The 17,343-nt window shown below is 60.2% G+C and carries 16 protein-coding genes and 1 pseudogene; 8 read left to right on the top strand and 9 right to left on the bottom strand.

All coding sequences use genetic code 11. The features are described 5' to 3' along the window. Positions 1–51: 51 nt before the first annotated feature. A complete protein-coding gene (secB, locus tag AC1RLZ_RS16105; RefSeq protein ID WP_493189420.1) occupies positions 52–531 on the top strand; it encodes a protein-export chaperone SecB in 480 nt (159 codons plus the stop codon). Positions 532–592: 61 nt separating this feature from the next. Here the strand turns inward: secB and dnaQ are convergent, their stop codons facing one another. The 4 genes from dnaQ to AC1RLZ_RS16085 are packed head-to-tail and all read right to left on the bottom strand — an operon-like array spanning position 593 to position 3,400. Then, on the bottom strand, positions 593–1,294 hold the full coding sequence (dnaQ, locus tag AC1RLZ_RS16100) for a DNA polymerase III subunit epsilon (protein ID WP_493189419.1): 702 nt from the start codon (positions 1,292–1,294) through the stop codon (positions 593–595). 45 nt (positions 1,295–1,339) lie between these two features. After that, positions 1,340–1,939 (bottom strand): dephospho-CoA kinase, encoded by a 600-nt coding sequence (coaE, locus tag AC1RLZ_RS16095; RefSeq protein WP_371423404.1) that lies wholly within the window; start codon positions 1,937–1,939, stop codon positions 1,340–1,342. 16 nt (positions 1,940–1,955) lie between these two features. Beyond that, positions 1,956–2,564 carry a Maf family protein gene (locus AC1RLZ_RS16090; RefSeq protein WP_493189418.1) on the bottom strand — a complete coding sequence of 203 codons (609 nt, stop codon included), beginning with the start codon at positions 2,562–2,564 and terminating at the stop codon, positions 1,956–1,958. After that, the gene (locus tag AC1RLZ_RS16085; RefSeq protein WP_149530365.1) at positions 2,561–3,400 is read right to left on the bottom strand and encodes a pyruvate, water dikinase regulatory protein; all 840 of its coding nucleotides are present in this window, start codon (positions 3,398–3,400) and stop codon (positions 2,561–2,563) included. The genes AC1RLZ_RS16090 and AC1RLZ_RS16085 overlap by 4 nt, the downstream gene beginning before the upstream one ends. 472 nt (positions 3,401–3,872) lie before the next feature. On the opposite strand from AC1RLZ_RS16085, the gene hemJ reads away from it, so the two are divergent. The 4 genes from hemJ to mnmG all read left to right on the top strand — a co-directional run bounded on the left by hemJ (position 3,873) and on the right by mnmG (position 9,547). Continuing rightward, positions 3,873–4,295 carry a protoporphyrinogen oxidase HemJ gene (gene hemJ / locus AC1RLZ_RS16080; RefSeq protein WP_493189417.1) on the top strand — a complete coding sequence of 141 codons (423 nt, stop codon included), beginning with the start codon at positions 3,873–3,875 and terminating at the stop codon, positions 4,293–4,295. Positions 4,296–4,569: 274 nt separating this feature from the next. Next, on the top strand, positions 4,570–5,835 hold the full coding sequence (gene rho, locus AC1RLZ_RS16075) for a transcription termination factor Rho (RefSeq protein WP_068730228.1): 1,266 nt from the start codon (positions 4,570–4,572) through the stop codon (positions 5,833–5,835). Between the two features lie 218 nt (positions 5,836–6,053). After that, positions 6,054–7,382, top strand: a complete 1,329-nt coding sequence (gene mnmE / locus AC1RLZ_RS16070; protein WP_493189416.1) for a tRNA uridine-5-carboxymethylaminomethyl(34) synthesis GTPase MnmE — start codon at positions 6,054–6,056, stop codon at positions 7,380–7,382. Between the two features lie 290 nt (positions 7,383–7,672). Continuing rightward, positions 7,673–9,547 (top strand): tRNA uridine-5-carboxymethylaminomethyl(34) synthesis enzyme MnmG, encoded by a 1,875-nt coding sequence (gene mnmG / locus AC1RLZ_RS16065; RefSeq protein ID WP_493189415.1) that lies wholly within the window; start codon positions 7,673–7,675, stop codon positions 9,545–9,547. Between the two features lie 29 nt (positions 9,548–9,576). On the opposite strand, the gene AC1RLZ_RS16060 is transcribed toward mnmG, so the two are convergent. Beyond that, on the bottom strand, positions 9,577–9,912 hold the full coding sequence (locus tag AC1RLZ_RS16060; RefSeq protein WP_493189414.1) for an MmcQ/YjbR family DNA-binding protein: 336 nt from the start codon (positions 9,910–9,912) through the stop codon (positions 9,577–9,579). A gap of 5 nt (positions 9,913–9,917) precedes the next feature. Continuing rightward, positions 9,918–10,496, bottom strand: a pseudogene (locus AC1RLZ_RS16055) (DUF4269 domain-containing protein). A 102-nt stretch (positions 10,497–10,598) separates the two neighbouring features. On the opposite strand from AC1RLZ_RS16055, the gene rsmG reads away from it, so the two are divergent. The 3 genes from rsmG (at position 10,599) to AC1RLZ_RS16040 (ending at position 13,152) form a co-directional block, all read left to right on the top strand. Continuing rightward, positions 10,599–11,309: a 16S rRNA (guanine(527)-N(7))-methyltransferase RsmG gene (gene rsmG, locus AC1RLZ_RS16050; RefSeq protein ID WP_493189413.1), complete on the top strand. Its 711-nt coding sequence runs from the start codon at positions 10,599–10,601 to the stop codon at positions 11,307–11,309. Beyond that, entirely contained in the window at positions 11,296–12,150 is an 855-nt protein-coding gene (locus tag AC1RLZ_RS16045) for a ParA family protein (RefSeq protein WP_371423398.1), read from the top strand. Before rsmG ends, AC1RLZ_RS16045 begins: the two co-directional genes overlap by 14 nt. Before the next feature lie 111 nt (positions 12,151–12,261). Continuing rightward, positions 12,262–13,152, top strand: coding sequence for a ParB/RepB/Spo0J family partition protein (locus AC1RLZ_RS16040; protein WP_371423606.1), 891 nt, complete (start codon positions 12,262–12,264; stop codon positions 13,150–13,152). Here AC1RLZ_RS16040 and holA read toward each other — a convergent pair. The 3 genes from holA to leuS are packed head-to-tail and all read right to left on the bottom strand — an operon-like array spanning position 13,149 to position 17,334. Beyond that, positions 13,149–14,177, bottom strand: coding sequence for a DNA polymerase III subunit delta (gene holA / locus AC1RLZ_RS16035; RefSeq protein WP_493189412.1), 1,029 nt, complete (start codon positions 14,175–14,177; stop codon positions 13,149–13,151). The genes AC1RLZ_RS16040 and holA overlap by 4 nt on opposite strands. A 9-nt stretch (positions 14,178–14,186) precedes the next feature. Continuing rightward, positions 14,187–14,738, bottom strand: coding sequence for an LPS assembly lipoprotein LptE (lptE, locus tag AC1RLZ_RS16030; RefSeq protein WP_493189411.1), 552 nt, complete (start codon positions 14,736–14,738; stop codon positions 14,187–14,189). Further along, positions 14,725–17,334 (bottom strand): leucine--tRNA ligase, encoded by a 2,610-nt coding sequence (gene leuS / locus AC1RLZ_RS16025; protein WP_493189410.1) that lies wholly within the window; start codon positions 17,332–17,334, stop codon positions 14,725–14,727. Before leuS ends, lptE begins: the two co-directional genes overlap by 14 nt. Positions 17,335–17,343 lie beyond the last annotated feature (9 nt).

The raw sequence follows: 17,343 nt of genomic DNA, 5'->3' as shown, positions 1-17,343 counted from the left end.
TCCGCGACGAACCGGTTCCACCCGCCCGACAGCGCTTCAGGAGAACTTTCGATGGCAAACGGCAACGGTACCCCTCCGGAGCAGTCACCCCCCCAGCTCAATGTGCTGGCGCAGTACACCAAGGATCTCTCCTTCGAGAATCCGAACGCCCCGGCCTCGCTGGCGCCGCAGGCCCAGCAGCCGAACATCAATATCCAGATCAATGTCGGCGCCAACAATCTCTCCGAGAGCGAATATGAAGTGACGCTGTCGGTCGAGGGCAAGGCAGAGAACGCCGGCTCGGTGCTGTTCTCGTTTGAACTGGCCTATGCTGGCGTGTTCCGCATCGTCAACGTGCCGCAGGAAAACCTGCACCCGCTGATCATGATCGAATGCCCGCGCCTGCTGTTCCCCTTCGCCCGTGAGATCATCGCCACCGCGGTGCGCGATGGCGGCTTCCCACCGCTGATGCTCGACCCCGTGGATTTTGTCGGTCTGTATCGCCAGAACATGGAACGCCAGGGGCAGGCCGAGGCTGGCAAGTCGAACTAAGTTCGGCGATTTTTGCCAACCAGTTTACGTCATGGCCGGGCTTGTCCCGGCCATTTTCGTTTTATGACGCCGGTCCCAGAAATTCATTCCAGATCGCCTTGTCGCCCATGGTCGCGACAAAGGCGCGGTGCTCGATGCGATCCGCTTCGGTCACGCGCGGCGCGAGCGCAATCTCGCGCTGGCGGCGTGGAGCGTCATTGATACTGCCGGTTGGCTGCGCTGGTGCTTCGTCCGCCAGAATCAGTTGCGACTGCCGGGCGCCGATCAGGTCGATATAGACCTCCGCCAGCAATTCGGAGTCGAGCAGTGCGCCGTGCTTGGTGCGGCGGGAATTGTCGATCGCATAGCGGGCGCAGAGATCGTCGAGCTTGTTCGACACACCAGGATGCTTGCGGCGCGCCAGCAGCAGCGTATCGACGAGACGATCGCGTGGCACCGGCGGGCGCTTGATGCGATCGAGTTCGGCATTGATGAAGCCGAGGTCGAACATGCCATTATGAATCACCAGCGGCGAATCGCCGATGAAGGCCAGGAAGTCGTCAACCACCTCGTGGAACAGCGGCTTGGTCGACAGGAACTCGGCCGACAGCCCGTGCACGTTGAACGCTTCCTGTGGCATGTCGCGTTCGGGATTGATGTAAACATGGAAGGTCTGGCCGGTCGGCATCCGGTTGAAGATTTCGAGGCAACCGATTTCCACCAGTCGATCGCCCCGGAGGGGATCCAGGCCGGTGGTTTCGGTATCCATGACGATTTCGCGCATCGAAATAAGCCGGTTGTCGAATCAAGGGGCAATCAGGGCCCAGGATTAGGGTCTTCTGCGTGGCATCTTAACAGCCTCGGCGAGAATTTCACGGATCTGCTCCCGTACAGGGTCCAATCCGTTCGACGTATCCACCACGAAGTCGGCGCGCTTGCGCTTTTCAGCGTCAGGCAGCTGCCGCGCCAAAATGGCATCGAGTTTCTCGGCCGTCATACCCTCGCGCGCGAGAATGCGTTCACGCTGTTGCTCGGGATTGGTGGACACCACGACCACGGCATCGACGCGTTTTTCGCCACCGGTCTCATAGAGCAGGGGCACATCGACCACCGCCACCGGCGCGCCCGATTTCTCCGCATCGTCCAGGAACTTCCTGTGATAGGCGCCGAGCAGGGGATGCACAATCTGCTCCAGCTTCTTCATGGCGGCAGCATCGTGCACCACCAGCGGCGAGAGCTTCGTGCGATCGACCTTGCCGTTCACGGTGGTTCCGGGAAACGCCGCTTCAATCAGCGGTGCAGCCTCACCCTCATAGATCATGTGCACGGTAGCGTCGGCATCATAGACTGGCACCCCGGCTTCCATGAACAACTTCGCCGTGGTGGATTTGCCCATCCCGATCGAACCCGTCAGCCCCAATACGCGCATCAAGCCCTCATTAAAATCAGATCGCGATCATCTCTTCGCCGCGCAGGAAACTCAGCAGCGGCAGTAGTGGCAGACCGAGAATTGTAAAGTGATCGCCTTCGATCAACTCGAACAGATGCACACCCAGCCCTTCAAGCTGATAGGCGCCGACACTCGTCGTCACCCTGTCGCCCGCGGCATCAAGATAGGCATTGATTGCGGCATCATCCAGCTTGCGCATGGTCATATGCGCCACCGAGACATTGGAGAACAACGTCGCGCCATCGCAAACGACGGCAAGCGCTGAATGCAATTCGTGAGTCCGGCCAGCAAGTGCGGCGAGTTGTTCCGCAGCCTGTTCGCGGCCTGCAGGTTTGCTGAACATCCTGTCACCCAGCGCCAGGGTCTGGTCGGCGCCAAGAACATAGCGACCGGGATGGCGCAGCGAGATGAAGGCGGCCTTCCGCTCGGCGAGCAAGGCTGCGATCTCGCCCGGTGCAGTCAATCCGGATTTCTGCTGAATGTCGCGCTCGTCTATATCCGCGGGCATCGCATCAAACGTAATGCCAGCATTGGCCAGCAACTCACGACGGGCCAAACTCTGCGACGCCAGAATCAGCGACTGCACGCCGCACCAAATGGTCATTCGGACATCCTCTGACGCTGGCGATCGGCCAACAGTTTCATGATGGCCGCCGCGGTTTCCTCGATCGAGCGACGTGTCACTTCCAATAAAGCCCAGCCGTATTTGGCGCTGAGCTTGCGCGCATAGGTCACTTCATCGGTGACCGACTGGCGATCAATATAGTCGTCATTGGTTGTGTCGCTGCCAATGCTGAGAAGCCGATTCTGGCGAATCTGAATCAACCGCTCCGGCGTCGCGTGCAGGCTGACCACCAGCGGGTTTTTCAACGTCTCAAGCTGATGGGGAATGGGGATGCCGGGGACGAGCGGCACGTTGGCCGTGCGCACACCACGATTGGCAAGATAGATCGATGTTGGCGTCTTCGACGTGCGCGATACGCCAACGAGAACCACGTCGGCTTCTTCGAGGCCTTCGACATGCTGGCCGTCGTCATGCATCATCGAATAATTCAGCGCGTCAATGCGCTTGAAATATTCGGCATTGAGCGTGTGTTGCGCACCGACGCGGCCGGTGGTCGACGCACCGAGATAGGCCTGAAAAAGCTGCATCACGGGCCCGATAATCGACAGGCTCGGGCTGTTGATTTCCTGGCACTTGGCTTCTAGCCGGCCGACGAGATCTTTTTCCAGCAGCGTAAAGAGAACGATGCCCGGCGCTTCCTCGATTTCGGAAAGCACGCGATCGAGTTGCTTCTGGCTGCGGACCAGCGGGTAGACATGTTCGACGGGCGTGACATTGGCGTATTGCGCGGCGACGGCGCGGGCCACCGTGATCAGCGTCTCACCGGTCGAATCGGAGACCAGATGGAGATGAAAATAGCTGCCGGTGGTGGGCACCATGATCGTGTATGTCCTGTGAATCTCTGTGGAGCTTTTCCGGGATATCGACCACCGCCGCTGCAGGCCCGGGATAACTCGGTTTTTTCTTCACAGGGCTCATGAAAAGGAAAAGCTCTGAGGCTGCCTGAAATGATAATGGGGTTATCCGGGTTTGTCTTGGGATAATCCAGTGCACGACGACGGTAAGCCCTTGCGCTGCATATGGATATTGCATGCAAGCGGCTGACGGAAAATCACGCGGCGATGTGCATAAGCGCGGGACAGTTCTGGGATTGTTTTGGGCGGCTGAAATCCACTGTCACTTAGACTCAAACCTAAGATTCTATAAATATTATTTAAGAGAAGGATGGCTTGCGGATAGTGCGACGATCCGCTCTGTATCGGCGTGTCCTGCAACGCGGCTTTCCGGTGAAATGTTCCGGTGTCAGCACGTGCGATGTGACGCAGTGATGCTGGAAAGAACTTTCGAATGTATGAATGGGCCAAGGCGCTGCATGTGATCGCCGTCATCTCGTGGATGGCGGGCATGCTCTATCTGCCGCGACTGTTCGTCTATCACTGCGATGCGGAGATCGGCTCGAAGCAATCCGAAACTTTCAAGGTGATGGAGCGTCGTCTGCTCAGGGCGATCATCAACCCAGCGATGATCGCAACCTGGATCCTCGGCCTGTATCTGGCCTGGGCGGGTCACTGGTTCAGTGCGGGCTGGTTTCACGTCAAACTGACGCTGGTACTGCTGATGTCCGGGGTTCATGGCTTCCTGAGCGGCCGGGTGCGTGATTTTGCTCAGGACAAAAACAAGCGGTCTTCTAAATTCTATCGTTTTATCAATGAGATACCGACATTTTTAATGATCGTGATCGTGATTTTGGTGATCGTGAAGCCGTTCTAGGCGAAATTTCTCATCACAACCGCCGTTTCGGCTCCTTGCGCGACACCCTGTGATTTTCTATATTCGCGTCATCCCACCCCACGCAGGCGGATGTGGTTTGCACCGGTTTCGTTTTTTGAACCGGCCACCGCATCAGGTTTGAAGCTTCTTCAGCACCTTCCTCGCTCAAGACTTCCTTGCCAGAGACCTGCGGACTTTCCCGATCTTTTCCAGCGTCCGCATCCGTCTCCGCTATCTTGCGCTCCCTCCCCGACTTTCCACAGGACCCCTCCCAATGCGGGAAATGAAACTCCAGGACCTCAAGGCCAAGACGCCAGCCGAGCTTGTCTCGTTTGCGGAAGAGCTCGGGGTCGAAAATGCCAGCACCATGCGCAAGCAGGAGCTGATGTTCGCCAGCTTGAAGCAGCTCGCGATCAAGGAAACCGACATTATCGGCGAAGGCGTGGTTGAAGTCCTCTCCGACGGCTTCGGCTTCTTGCGGTCGCCCGATGCGAATTACCTGCCGGGCCCGGATGACATCTACGTCTCGCCTTCGCAGATCCGCCGCTTTGGCCTGCGTACCGGCGATACTGTGGAAGGCCATATCCGCAGCCCGAAGGAAGGCGAACGCTATTTCGCTTTGCTCAAGGTCAATACGCTCAATTTCGAAGATCCCGAGAAGTCGAAGCACAAGGTCAATTTCGACAACCTCACCCCTCTCTTCCCGGATCAGCGCTTCCGCCTCGAGCTGGAAGATTCGACCCGCCGCGATCTCTCGGCGCGTGTCATCGATATCGTCGCGCCGATCGGCAAGGGCCAGCGCGCACTGATCGTCGCGCCGCCGCGTACGGGTAAGACCGTGCTGATGCAGAACATCGCGCATTCGATCACGGCGAATCATCCGGAATGCTATCTGATCGTTCTTCTGATCGATGAACGTCCGGAAGAAGTCACCGACATGCAGCGTTCGGTGAAGGGCGAAGTCGTTTCCTCGACCTTCGACGAGCCCGCGGTACGTCACGTCCAGGTCGCCGAAATGGTGATCGAGAAAGCCAAGCGCTTGGTCGAGCATGGCCGCGACGTCGTCATCCTGCTGGATTCGATTACCCGTCTCGGCCGCGCCTACAACACCGTGGTGCCGTCGTCCGGCAAGGTGCTGACCGGTGGTGTCGACGCCAACGCGCTGCAGCGTCCGAAGCGTTTCTTCGGTGCCGCCCGTAACGTGGAGGAAGGTGGTTCGCTGACCATCATCGCCACCGCGCTGGTCGATACCGGCAGCCGTATGGACGAAGTCATCTTCGAAGAATTCAAGGGCACCGGTAACTCGGAACTCATCCTGGACCGCAAGGTTTCGGACAAGCGGACCTTCCCGGCGATCGATATCTCGCGCTCGGGCACCCGCAAGGAAGAGCTCATTACCGATCCGCAGTTGCTCAAGAAGATGTATGTGCTGCGCCGAATTCTCAATCCGATGGGCACGATGGATGCCATCGACTTCCTGCTGGACAAGCTCCGCAACACGAAGAACAACTCGGAATTCTTCGACTCGATGAATACGTAAGTTCAGGAGCTGTTCGAACGAACAGTCTCAGGATTTCGAAGAGCGCCGTTGCGAAAGCAGCGGCGCTCTTTTCGTTTTGTGCGCCGTCGCTCACTATCGTTCCGGAATGTACGGAAGTCGGCGAAGCCGGCTGAAGTGCAGACCCTAAGAACGGTATGGATGGGATTTCGGAGCCAGAATCCCCATTGCATCCCGCCACCCCCATCGGCAAATAGGCGATGCACCCACGCGACCAGACCATCTACGCATTGTCTTCCGGCCGACCGCCAACGGCGATCGCCATCGTGCGCGTGTCGGGTCCACTGGCGGGGCAGGCTCTGGGGCGTCTGGCGAAGAACCTGCCAGTGCCACGACTGGCGACTCATGTTCTGCTGTCAGACGAGAAGCTCGGCCCGATCGACGATGCGGTGGTGCTGTGGTTTCCGGGACCGGCCAGTGCGACCGGGGAAGATGTCGCCGAGTTTCATATCCACGGCGGACGTGCGGTGCTGGCTTCCTTGTTTGAAGCACTGGCGGCGATCGATGGCTTGCGGCCGGCGGAACCCGGCGAATTCACCCGCCGCGCTTTCGAGAACGGCAAGCTGGACCTGACCGAGGCGGAAGGCCTCGACGATCTGATTCACGCGGACACCGATCGACAGCGGCGTCAGGCGCTGCGGCAACTCAAGGGACTGCTCGGGGACAAGGCGCGTAACTGGCGGCAGCAGATCGTCGAGGCGCTGGCCCTGGTGGAAGTCGGTATCGATTTTTCTGATGAGGGTGACGTGTCAGCAGAACTGCTGGCGCCGGCTTTGGCCAAGGCGTCGGCACTCTATCGGGAAATTGAAGACGTGTTGTCCGCGCAGGGGCGTAGTGAACGCCTACGGGATGGCCTGGTCGTGGCTATCGCGGGACAGCCGAATGTCGGCAAGTCCACATTGATGAACCAGCTCGCCCGGCGCGATGTGGCGATCGTATCGCCGCATGCCGGAACTACCCGGGACATTATCGAGGTGCAGCTCGATCTGGATGGCTATCCGGTGACGATTATCGACACAGCAGGCATTCGCGAGACGGCTGATCCGGTGGAGGAGGAGGGCGTACGCCGGGCGCGGAGGCGGGCGGCCGAGGCCGATCTCGTGCTCTGGCTCGTTGACGCGGCGGCGTCTGGGTCTGACCCCGATCAATGGCTGTCGGGTTCCGACGTGCCGGTCTGGGTTGTACGCAACAAGATGGATCTGGCAGGAGCCGGAGGTCTGGATCTGATGATTTCCATCTCGGCTGAAAGGGGCGATGGGCTGCCTCAGCTCATGGGATTGCTGGTGGATTTTGCTGCGCAGTATTTCGGCTCCGGTGAATCCGGATGGATCACCCGTGATCGCCAGCGGATTTTGCTGCGCAGCGCGGCAGATTTGCTGCGGCATGCCGCAGAGTCGGCGGGGCGGGGTGAAGAATTCATTGCCGAGGATTTACGTGCTGCGTCGCAGCAATTAGGGCGCTTGCTGGGGCGGGTGGACGTCGAGGATGTTCTGGACAGTATCTTCCGAGACTTTTGTATAGGTAAGTAATATTTATTAGTTCATTTATTAAAGTTATGAATCAATATTCATGATAAATCGTCTCCCCGTCAGCCACTCATGCGAATGGAGCGAAGCAACCCACGGGCGAGAGTTCCCAGTACAAAAATGAAGGCTGGATTGCTTCGTCGGAAAGACCCGCTCTGACGAGCGGGTGAGGGTGTTTCACGTGAAACAGTCTCTGAGCTGTTCGAGGCATCCGCCGGAACCTTGTTTCACGTGAAACACCGCCTGTGGATTTCTCTTCAATCCCGGCCCCACCCGCGCTAGAAGCTGCGGCCATGCAGGACAAATTCGACGTCATCGTAATCGGGGGAGGCCATGCCGGCTGCGAAGCCGCGGCTGCCGCTGCACGGCTGGGCGCGCGCACGGCTCTGGTTACACATCAGTTTGCGACCATCGGCGCGATGTCCTGCAACCCGGCGATCGGCGGTCTCGGCAAGGGTCATTTGGTCCGCGAGGTCGATGCGCTGGACGGGTTGATGGGCCGCGTTGCCGATGCCGGCGGCATTCAGTTCCGCATGCTCAACCGCAAGAAGGGCCCCGCCGTGCGCGGCCCGCGCACCCAGGCCGACCGCAAGCTTTATGCCGCAGCCATGCAGGCGGCGATCGTCGCCACCGAAAATCTGAGCGTGATCGAAGGCGAAGCCGACGATCTGCTCATGGCCAATGGCGGAGTCGCTGGTATCCGCCTGGCCGATGGCCGCGAAGTCGCTGCCGGCTCGGTGGTCATCACCACTGGCACCTTCCTGCGCGGCTTGATCCATCTCGGCGAGAAGAATTGGCCCGCCGGCCGGATCGATGAAGCCCCGGCGCTCGGCCTGTCCAGGGCGTTCGAGCGTGTCGGCTTTACACTCGGACGTCTGAAGACTGGCACGCCACCAAGGCTCGATGGGACCACCATCGACTGGGCCGGGGTCGAGATGCAGTCTGCCGACGATCCGCCAGAGCCGTTTTCGGTCATGACTGAGCGGATCACCAATCCGCAGATCCAGTGTGGCATCACGCGCACCACACCGGCGACCCATGAGGTGATCCGGGCCAATGTCCATCGCTCGCCGATGTATTCCGGTCAGATCAAGAGCTCGGGGCCGCGCTATTGCCCGTCCATCGAGGATAAGATCGTCCGCTTTGGCGACCGCGACGGCCATCAGATCTTCCTGGAGCCGGAAGGCCTCGACGACCCCACAGTCTATCCGAATGGCATCTCGACCTCGCTGCCCGAGGAGGTTCAGGCCGCGATCCTGGCTTCGATCCCCGGTCTGGAGCGGGTCCGTATGGTCCGCCCGGGCTATGCGATCGAATATGACCATGTCGATCCCCGCGAACTTGATCCGACCCTGCAGACCAAGCGCGTGCCGGGCCTGTTTCTGGCCGGCCAGATCAATGGCACCACCGGCTACGAAGAAGCCGCCGCCCAGGGGCTCGTTGCCGGTCTGAATGCGGCGCTCGCGGCGAGTGGCGCTGCGCCGGTCGTATTCGACCGTGCTGACGGCTATCTCGGCGTAATGATCGACGATCTGGTCACCCGCGGGATCACCGAACCCTATCGGATGTTCACCTCGCGGGCCGAGTATCGCCTCACACTACGTGCCGACAACGCTGACCAGCGCCTGACCGACAAGGGTATCGCCCTGGGTTGTATCGGCAGCGTTCGTGCCGTCCGGCATGGCGCCAAGATGGAAGCTCTTGCAGCCGGCAAGGCGCTCACCCAGGCGCTTTCGATTACCCCGAACGGGGCGGCGAAGCATGGTCTGGCGCTCAATCACGACGGCCAGCGCCGCTCCGCCTTCGATCTCCTGTCCTATCCGGAGACCGAATGGGCAAGCGTGACCCGGATCTGGCCGGAATTGTCGGCCGTTGACCCAGCGATCGGGACTCATATCGAGATCGACGCCAAATATGATGTCTATCTGAAGCGGCAGACAGCCGATGTTGAGGCTTTCCGCCGGGATGAGAGTCTCGCGCTGGTCGATGTCGACTATGATGCGGTCCCCGGCCTGTCCAACGAGGCCCGGGCGAAGCTGAAAGCGGCGCTTCCACACACTGTGGGGCAGGCGGGACGTCTCGACGGCATGACTCCCGCCGCGCTGGGAATTCTTGCAGCCTATCTGCGCCGCGAAGCGCGGAAGAAGCAGACCGCTGGTGTCGCTTAATCTGTTTCACGTGAAACAGATCGTCAGCATCATTTCCGAGCTGCTTTCTTCCGAGACACTGCCTGCGCGTGGCGCCATGCCACCTCAAGCGCACTTGCCAGATCATCCTCACGGAGCTTCGAAAGCACTCCGAGAGTCCAGCCCTGCTGACCCCAGGCATTGGGGAGTGGTGAAAATGCGTCGGGCAGGACAGCGCATTTGAGCGCTTGCTCATCCGGGGAGAACCGGAAGTTTGCCGTCAGACCATCGGCAGCAAGTGTCACGAAGATGCGCTTTGTCTTGAAAGCGGTCCGGTCAAAGTGTGGGGCAGCGCTGACCCCATCGAGGGCCAGGGCCATTCGTTGCAGCGTCGCGCCATCACTCATGGTGTTCAGCTCCCTTTGTGCTCACCATCCCGCAGCTCAATGGCCCTCGATCCGCTTTTGAAGCCACTCTTCGTCAGCAATTCAAACAATCGGTCATCGGGCAAGCCGAACAACTCGCTCACGGCTCGATAGAGATCACCTGGAAGATCCAGTACGGTCGCGAAAGCGGGCTCCGTCTTCACCCCGGCGCTCCGAAGCGCCAGGATCGCAGCCCGCAAGACCGATCCGCCGAGATCAAGAAGCCTCCGCTCCACCTCGAAATGCTGCCAACCGGGCTGCTCATGGACGGGATCAGTGCTCGCAAAGATTTCAAATGACCATCCATACGCTTAGAACCTTCCGATGAGAGGTCGGCCTTTGGCCGACCATTGATAGATCGCGAAGCCATCGGCGTCGCCGAAATGCTCCCAAAGCAAAGCCGCGATGCCACAGCGATCGACCGCGCAGCAGACAATATCGATATCGCCGCCAGATCGAGCAACTCCAAGAGGGAGAGTGCCAACAGTATGTGGGTCGAACGGCGCCAGGATCCTGAGCAGATCGGCGCGTCGCAGGGCCTCCTGATATGTCGGTCGCTCTGCCATCGGGTCTTTTCGTTCGGATTCGTCGTAGTGGCGGGGCAAATCGATAGCGGGAAAAATGGACTCAGAGTATGGATGGGTCCCAATCCTCTGACAGACAATCCAATGGCTCAACGATCCCAGCAAGCTGCTCCTGCACCCCGGCTCGATGCCGACAAGGCTGCGGCGCTGCGGCTGACACCTGTTTCACGTGAAACGGAGGCGCGGCTTAATCGCTATGTCGATCTGCTGCTGCAATGGCAGGCCAAGACCAATCTGATTTCGCCCGCCACACTTCCAAATCTCTGGACCCGCCATATCTCGGATTCGCTGCAGCTCTTGAATCTTGCGCCGGGTGCAAAGACTTGGCTGGACTTCGGCAGCGGCGGCGGCTTTCCCGGTGTGGTACTGGCCTGTGCGATGGGCGATGTTGCCGGCGGACATGTTCATCTCGTCGAGCGCAACGCCAAGAAGGCGGCGTTCCTGCGCGAAGCGCTACGTGTGACGCAAGCCCCGGGGACAGTTCATCTCGCTGACATCGGGGATAATGTGGATAGATTTCCCGAGCATGTCGATTGCATCACCGCTCGTGCGGTTGCTTCGTTACATATCGTCATCGGTTTCGCCGAACCCTTCATGAAGCCGGGCACAAAGGCCTTATTTCTCAAGGGTCAAGATGTAGAATCGGAATTGACCGAAGCTACTAGATATTGGAAACTAAGCCCGCGACTGCATGCCAGCCTGACCGGTGGACAAGGCTGGATCGTCGAACTCGACCGGATCGAGCGACTGCCCCCGTCCGCAAACCAAAATGGCCACGCAAATGACCGTAATTGATCAGGAATATCAAGAGCATACGTCAAATACGGTGCCTGGACATCCGCGCATCCTGGCGCTGGCGAACCAGAAGGGCGGCGTCGGCAAGACCACCACCGCGATCAATCTCGGTACGGCACTCGCCGCTATCGGTGAGCGCGTGTTGATCGTTGACCTCGATCCGCAGGGCAATGCGTCCACCGGTCTCGGCATCGATCGTCGTAATCGCAACTGCTCGACCTATGACGTACTGATCGGCGAAGCCCCGCTGCGCGATGCAGTCGTCGTAACCGCGGTGCCGCGCCTGCATATCGCGGCATCGACCATGGATCTTTCAGGCCTTGAGCTCGAACTCGGTTCGGCCCGCGACCGCGCCTTCCGGCTGCGCGACGCGATCGGCGAACTGAACAACAATGTCTCGCCGGGCTCCGACTACACCTATGTGCTGATCGACTGCCCGCCTTCGCTCAATCTTCTGACGGTCAATGCGATGGCTGCGTCGGATGCGATCCTCGTTCCGCTGCAGTGTGAGTTCTTCGCACTCGAAGGTCTGTCGCAATTGCTGCAGACGGTGGAGCAGGTGCGCTCGACGCTGAACCCGAACCTTTCGATTCATGGCATCGTGATGACCATGTTCGACGCGCGCAACAACCTGTCGAATCAGGTCGTCGCCGACGTGCGCGAATTCATGGGCAGCAAGGTCTACGAGACCATGATCCCGCGCAACGTCCGCATCTCGGAAGCGCCGTCCTATGGCAAGCCGGTGCTGGTCTATGATCTGAAATGCTCGGGCTCCGAAGCCTATCTGCGGCTCGCGACCGAAGTCATCCAGCGCGAGCGCGATCTGCGCACCGCTCACTGAGACGTTGCGTCGATAATTTTTCAGGATGCGGTGAACTTTGCGCCATTGCTCCTGCGGTCTGAATTTCAAGTTTAAGTGCGGAGTGGTGCGATGAGTTCAAGGGGATTGGCGATGGCCGATGAAGCGCGTTCGCGGTTAGGCCGCGGTCTTGCAAGTCTGATCGGCGATGTCGGCGGCGAGGCCGCACATGTCGAGCGTCCTTCGCGCAACCAGCGCAAGGTGCCGATCGAATTTCTCAAGGCCAACCCGCGTAATCCGCGCCGCACCTTTGCGGATGCGGAGCTCAGCGAACTTGCGGCCTCGATCAAGCAGCATGGCGTGATCCAGCCGATCGTGGTGCGCCCGGTGAAGGGCAGCAACGATCGCTTCGAGATCATCGCCGGCGAGCGCCGCTGGCGTGCGTCGCAGATCGCCGGTCTGCACGAAGTGCCGATTGTACCGCTCGACGTGACGGATTCGGCCGCGATGGAAATCGCGATCATCGAGAACGTGCAGCGCGAAGACCTCAACGCGATGGAAGAGGCGCAGGGCTATCACGCGCTCGCTGAGACCTACAAACACAGCCAGGAAGATATCGCGAAAATCGTGGGCAAGAGCCGCAGCCATGTCGCCAACATGATGCGTCTAACCAAGCTGCCTGAAGACGTGCAGGGCCTGATCGCATCGGGGCAGTTGTCCAACGGTCACGCCCGCGCACTGATCAATCTGCCAGACGCATCGAGCGCCGCGAAGCGGATCATTGCCGAGGGACTGAACGTTCGTCAGACTGAAGCACTCGCGCATGAAGAGGGCGTTCCGGAGCGTGCGCCGCAGAAGCCACGCACGTCGTCTCCCAAGGCAGCGAAGGATGCGGATACGATCGCACTGGAAAAGCGGGTCAGCGACGTGCTCGGGCTGAAGGTCGCTGTAGATCACCGCGATCCCGGCGGCACCGTGATCATCAAGTATCGAGATCTCGATCAGCTCGACGAGATTCTGAAGCGGCTGGATTCGGAAGGCTAACCGCGCCGCCTTGCGTTCACGGCAATCGACATCAACGCCCTCTGTGCGATCACCGCGCCGAGGGCGTTTTGCTTGCGGACATCGAGGGCGGCGATGGCGAGCTGGTCGATGATGTTCACCAGCCGCTGTGCCGAGAAATTCCGCAAAGCTGCTTCGACCGTTCCCTTGCGCGAGAAATGCAGCCGCGGAAACCCGCTCTCGACGGCGGATGACGCTGAACTGCCGGCCTCGACCAGCAGGCTGGCTTTGTGCAGCAATGCGGCCTGGCGCTGCGCGGCCATCATGATCATGCCGGGATAGGTGCCCGCGATCATCGCTTTGTTGAACTCGACTTCCACCGCTGTGGGATTTCCTGCAAAGGCGCCATCGACGATCGGATCGATCTTCAATTCGGACGCGTCTGCGACGATAGCCATGACATCGTCGAGTGTGACTTCGCCGGTGCCATGGGCGTAGAGCGTCAGCTTGCGCAGTTCGTTACGCGAAGCCTGGCGATCGCCGCCGAGCAGCGCCATGAGAGTGGCCCGCGCCTCGGGTGCCATGCGGAGATTCGAGATGCGCAGCTCTTCGTCGATGAGCTTTGCAAGATCGCGCTCGGTGTCTGGATAACAGGCGATGGCCACCGCGGTTTTGGCCTTCTCGCAGACTTTCCGCAAAGGCGATTCCGGCCTGAGCTCGCCGGCCTCGATGACGATGCGGCAATCCTTGATGTCGGTGTCGGCGAGCGTATCGACGCCGGCCGAAAAATTCTTGGAGCCTGCGCGGACGCGGATCGCCCGTCGTCCGCCGAACAGCGGCACCGTCATGGCCTCTTCGACAAGGCGCGACGGCTCGGCGGCAAGATCGTCGCCGTCCATGCGGACCAACGAAAACGGATCATTGGGATCGTCGACCGCGGATTTCATCAGCGCGTCGGCGCGTTCGCGGACGAGTCCGGCGTCAGCTCCGTAGAGCAGGATAATCGGCCGGCCGGCGTCGGGCCTGGCCAGAAACGCGTCGATTTCTTTTCCGCGAAGCGCAACCACGCGGCGTACTTAGGTGCCGGCGTAGAAGAACGACGCCAGACGGGTATTGATGTTGTCGGCGATCTCGCCCGCAGCGCGGTCTTCGGCGTCGCGATAGGCGCGAGCCCGGGCGAAGCGCTGCATCTGGCCGGGGATGTCATAGGTAACGCGGGAGAAGGTGCTTCCGGTCAAAACCTGCTTACCGGTGGCAATCTCGATCAGACCATAGGTCGCGTCGATGCCGTAATTTTCGCTGGTCGGCAGCGCAGTGTTCGGATCGACAATCAGTGAGGTCCGGCTCGGGTTGAAGCGGATCTTCAGCTGATAGGTCGGGGGCAGACCGGTGGCGCTACCATACATCTTGAACATCAGCGCGTTACGGATCGCCACGCCTACGCGGGCCTGCGGCGATGCATTGGGATATTCCAGCGGCGGAACTTCAACGCCCTGTAGTTTCTCGCGCAGGCCAGGTTTGCCATCGCCACGCTCGGCATACATCGGCTGGAAGCAGCCAGCCGTCAGCGCCGCCAGGGTGGCGACGACCATGAGCCGGGCGGCAATGCGGGATTTAGCCGACAACATTCACGATCCTCTGGGCGACGACAATGACCTTCTTGACGGGCTTGCCGTCGAGAGCCTGTTTTACAGCATCGAGCGCCAGAGCGGCAGCCTCAATTTCCGGGTTCGTCGCTTCCCGGGCCACTGTGACTTCTCCGCGCTTCTTGCCATTGACCTGCACCGGCAGGGTCATAGTGTCTTCAACCAGCAGATTGGGCTCGATTTGCGGCCAACGGGCTTCCGAAATCATGCCCTTCTGCCCGAGTACGCCCCAGCATTCCTCGGCCAGATGCGGCATCATCGGCGCAAACAGTTGAACAAGAATGACCGAGGCCTCGTGGAGCGCCCAGCAGACATCCGGGGCCGGGGTTCCCGGCCATGCCAGGGCTTCACCCAGCACATTGGAAAACTCGCGGATATGCGCGAGGCAGACGTTGAAATGCAGCTTTTCGATCTCGGTCGAGACCTTGCTGAGCGCGCCATGGGCGGCCTTGCGGATCGCCAGCGCATCGGGGCCGAATTCGGCCGGCCGGGCTGCCGGCACCGATTTGCCGTGGGCGGCTGATTCGTTGACCTGCCGCCACAGGCGCTGCACGAAGCGCGAGGCGCCCTTGACGCCTTCCTCGCTCCAGATCACGTCGCGGTCCGGCGGCGAATCCGACAGCATGAACCAGCGGGCGGTATCGGCGCCGTAGGTCCCCATGATGTCGTCGGGATCAACCGTGTTGCGCTTCGACTTCGACATCTTCTCGATGGAGCCGATCTCCACCGGCGAGCCGTCGGCCAGCATGGTCGCCCGGCGACCGTCCCCATCGCCGGTGATGTTGATTTCGGCGGGCGAGGCGAAGGTGCCGTCCTGCTTCTTGTAGGTCTCGTGAACGACCATGCCCTGGGTGAACATGCCGGCAAACGGTTCGTCGAAATTGACGTGACCGGTCGCCTTCATCGCGCGGGTAAAGAAACGACTGTAGAGCAGATGCAGGATCGCGTGCTCGACGCCGCCGATATACTGATCGACCGGCATCATGCGATTGGCGACAGCGGTGGTCGTCGGTGCCGTCGTGTTCCACGGATCGGTAAAGCGCGTGAAATACCAGGACGAGTCCACGAACGTGTCCATCGTATCGGTTTCGCGCCGCGCATCCGCGCCGCAATTGGGGCACTTCACATGTTTCCAGGTCGGATGATGATCCAGCGCGTTGCCCGGCTTGTCGAAAGAAACATCCTCCGGCAGCACCACGGGCAGGTCCGTGTCTGGCACCGGCACGATATCGCAGCTCGGGCAGTGGATGATCGGGATCGGGCAGCCCCAATAGCGCTGTCGTGAGATACCCCAATCGCGCAGGCGGAAATTGATCTCGCGCTTGCCCCAGCCGTCCTTCTCGAAAATATCGAGCGACTTCTTCATCGCTTCTTCGCAGGTCATCACGCCGGGTTCACCCACCCAACGGACATACTGCACGGTCTCGCTTTTCGCCGGTGTGAAAGCAATGTTACCAACGCGCTCTTCGCTGCCGACGGGCACGAACACGTCGAGCACCGGTAGATCGTATTTGCGCGCGAAATCCAGATCGCGCTGGTCATGCGCCGGGCAGCCAATGATGGCGCCGGTGCCGTAATCCATCAGCACGAAGTTCGCGACGTAAAGTGGAAGCGTCCATGATGCGTCGGCGGGATGCGTGACCTTGATGCCCGTGTCGAAGCCGAGCTTCTCGGCGGTGTCGATCTCGGCCTGCGAGGTGCCCATGCGGTGGCATTCCTCGATGAAGGCAGCGACCTTCGGATCCTTCTCGGCCAGCGCTTTCGTCAGCGGATGATCCGGCGAGACCGCAGCGAAAGTCGGGCCATACATGGTGTCAGGCCGTGTCGTGAACACCGGCAGTTTGTCGAAGCCGGCGGGTGCGCCGATCAGTCCGAATTCAAAGTACAGACCTTCCGACTTGCCGATCCAGTTGCGCTGCATCAGGCGCACCTTGTCGGGCCAGCGATCCAGCGTATCCAGTGCAGTCAGCAGTTCGTCGGAATATTTGCTGATCTTGAAGAACCACTGGGTCAGCTCGCGCTGTTCCACCAGCGCGCCGGAGCGCCAACCGCGGCCGTCGATCACCTGCTCGTTGGCCAGCACGGTATGATCGACCGGATCCCAGTTCACCTTGGACTTCTTGCGTTCCGCCAAACCTGCACGCATGAAATCGAGAAACATCTTCTGCTGATGCTTGTAGTAGGTAGGGTCGCAAGTTGCGAATTCGCGCGACCAGTCCAGCGACAGACCCATGGTCTGCAGCTGCTTCTTCATCGATGCGATGTTCTCATAGGTCCAGGCCTTCGGGGCAACCTTGCGCTCGATGGCGGCGTTTTCGGCGGGCAGGCCGAACGCATCCCAGCCCATCGGATGCAGCACGTTCTTGCCTTGCGCGCGCTGGAAGCGCGCAACGACGTCGCCCATCGTATAGTTGCGGACATGGCCCATATGGATGCGCCCCGACGGATACGGGAACATCTCGAGCACGTAATACTTCTCGCGTGGATCGTCGTTCTTGGTGGCGAAGATCGCCTTGTCGTCCCAGACGCGCTGCCAGCGCGGTTCGGTCTCGCGGGCGTTGTAACGTTCGTTGCTCATGGTGCTTTT

It is taken from the genome of Tardiphaga sp. GW822-FHT04G09 (assembly GCF_058800725.1).
The sequence above is the reverse complement of the archived record's forward strand: the minus strand, read 5'-3'. Positions and strand labels throughout refer to the sequence as shown.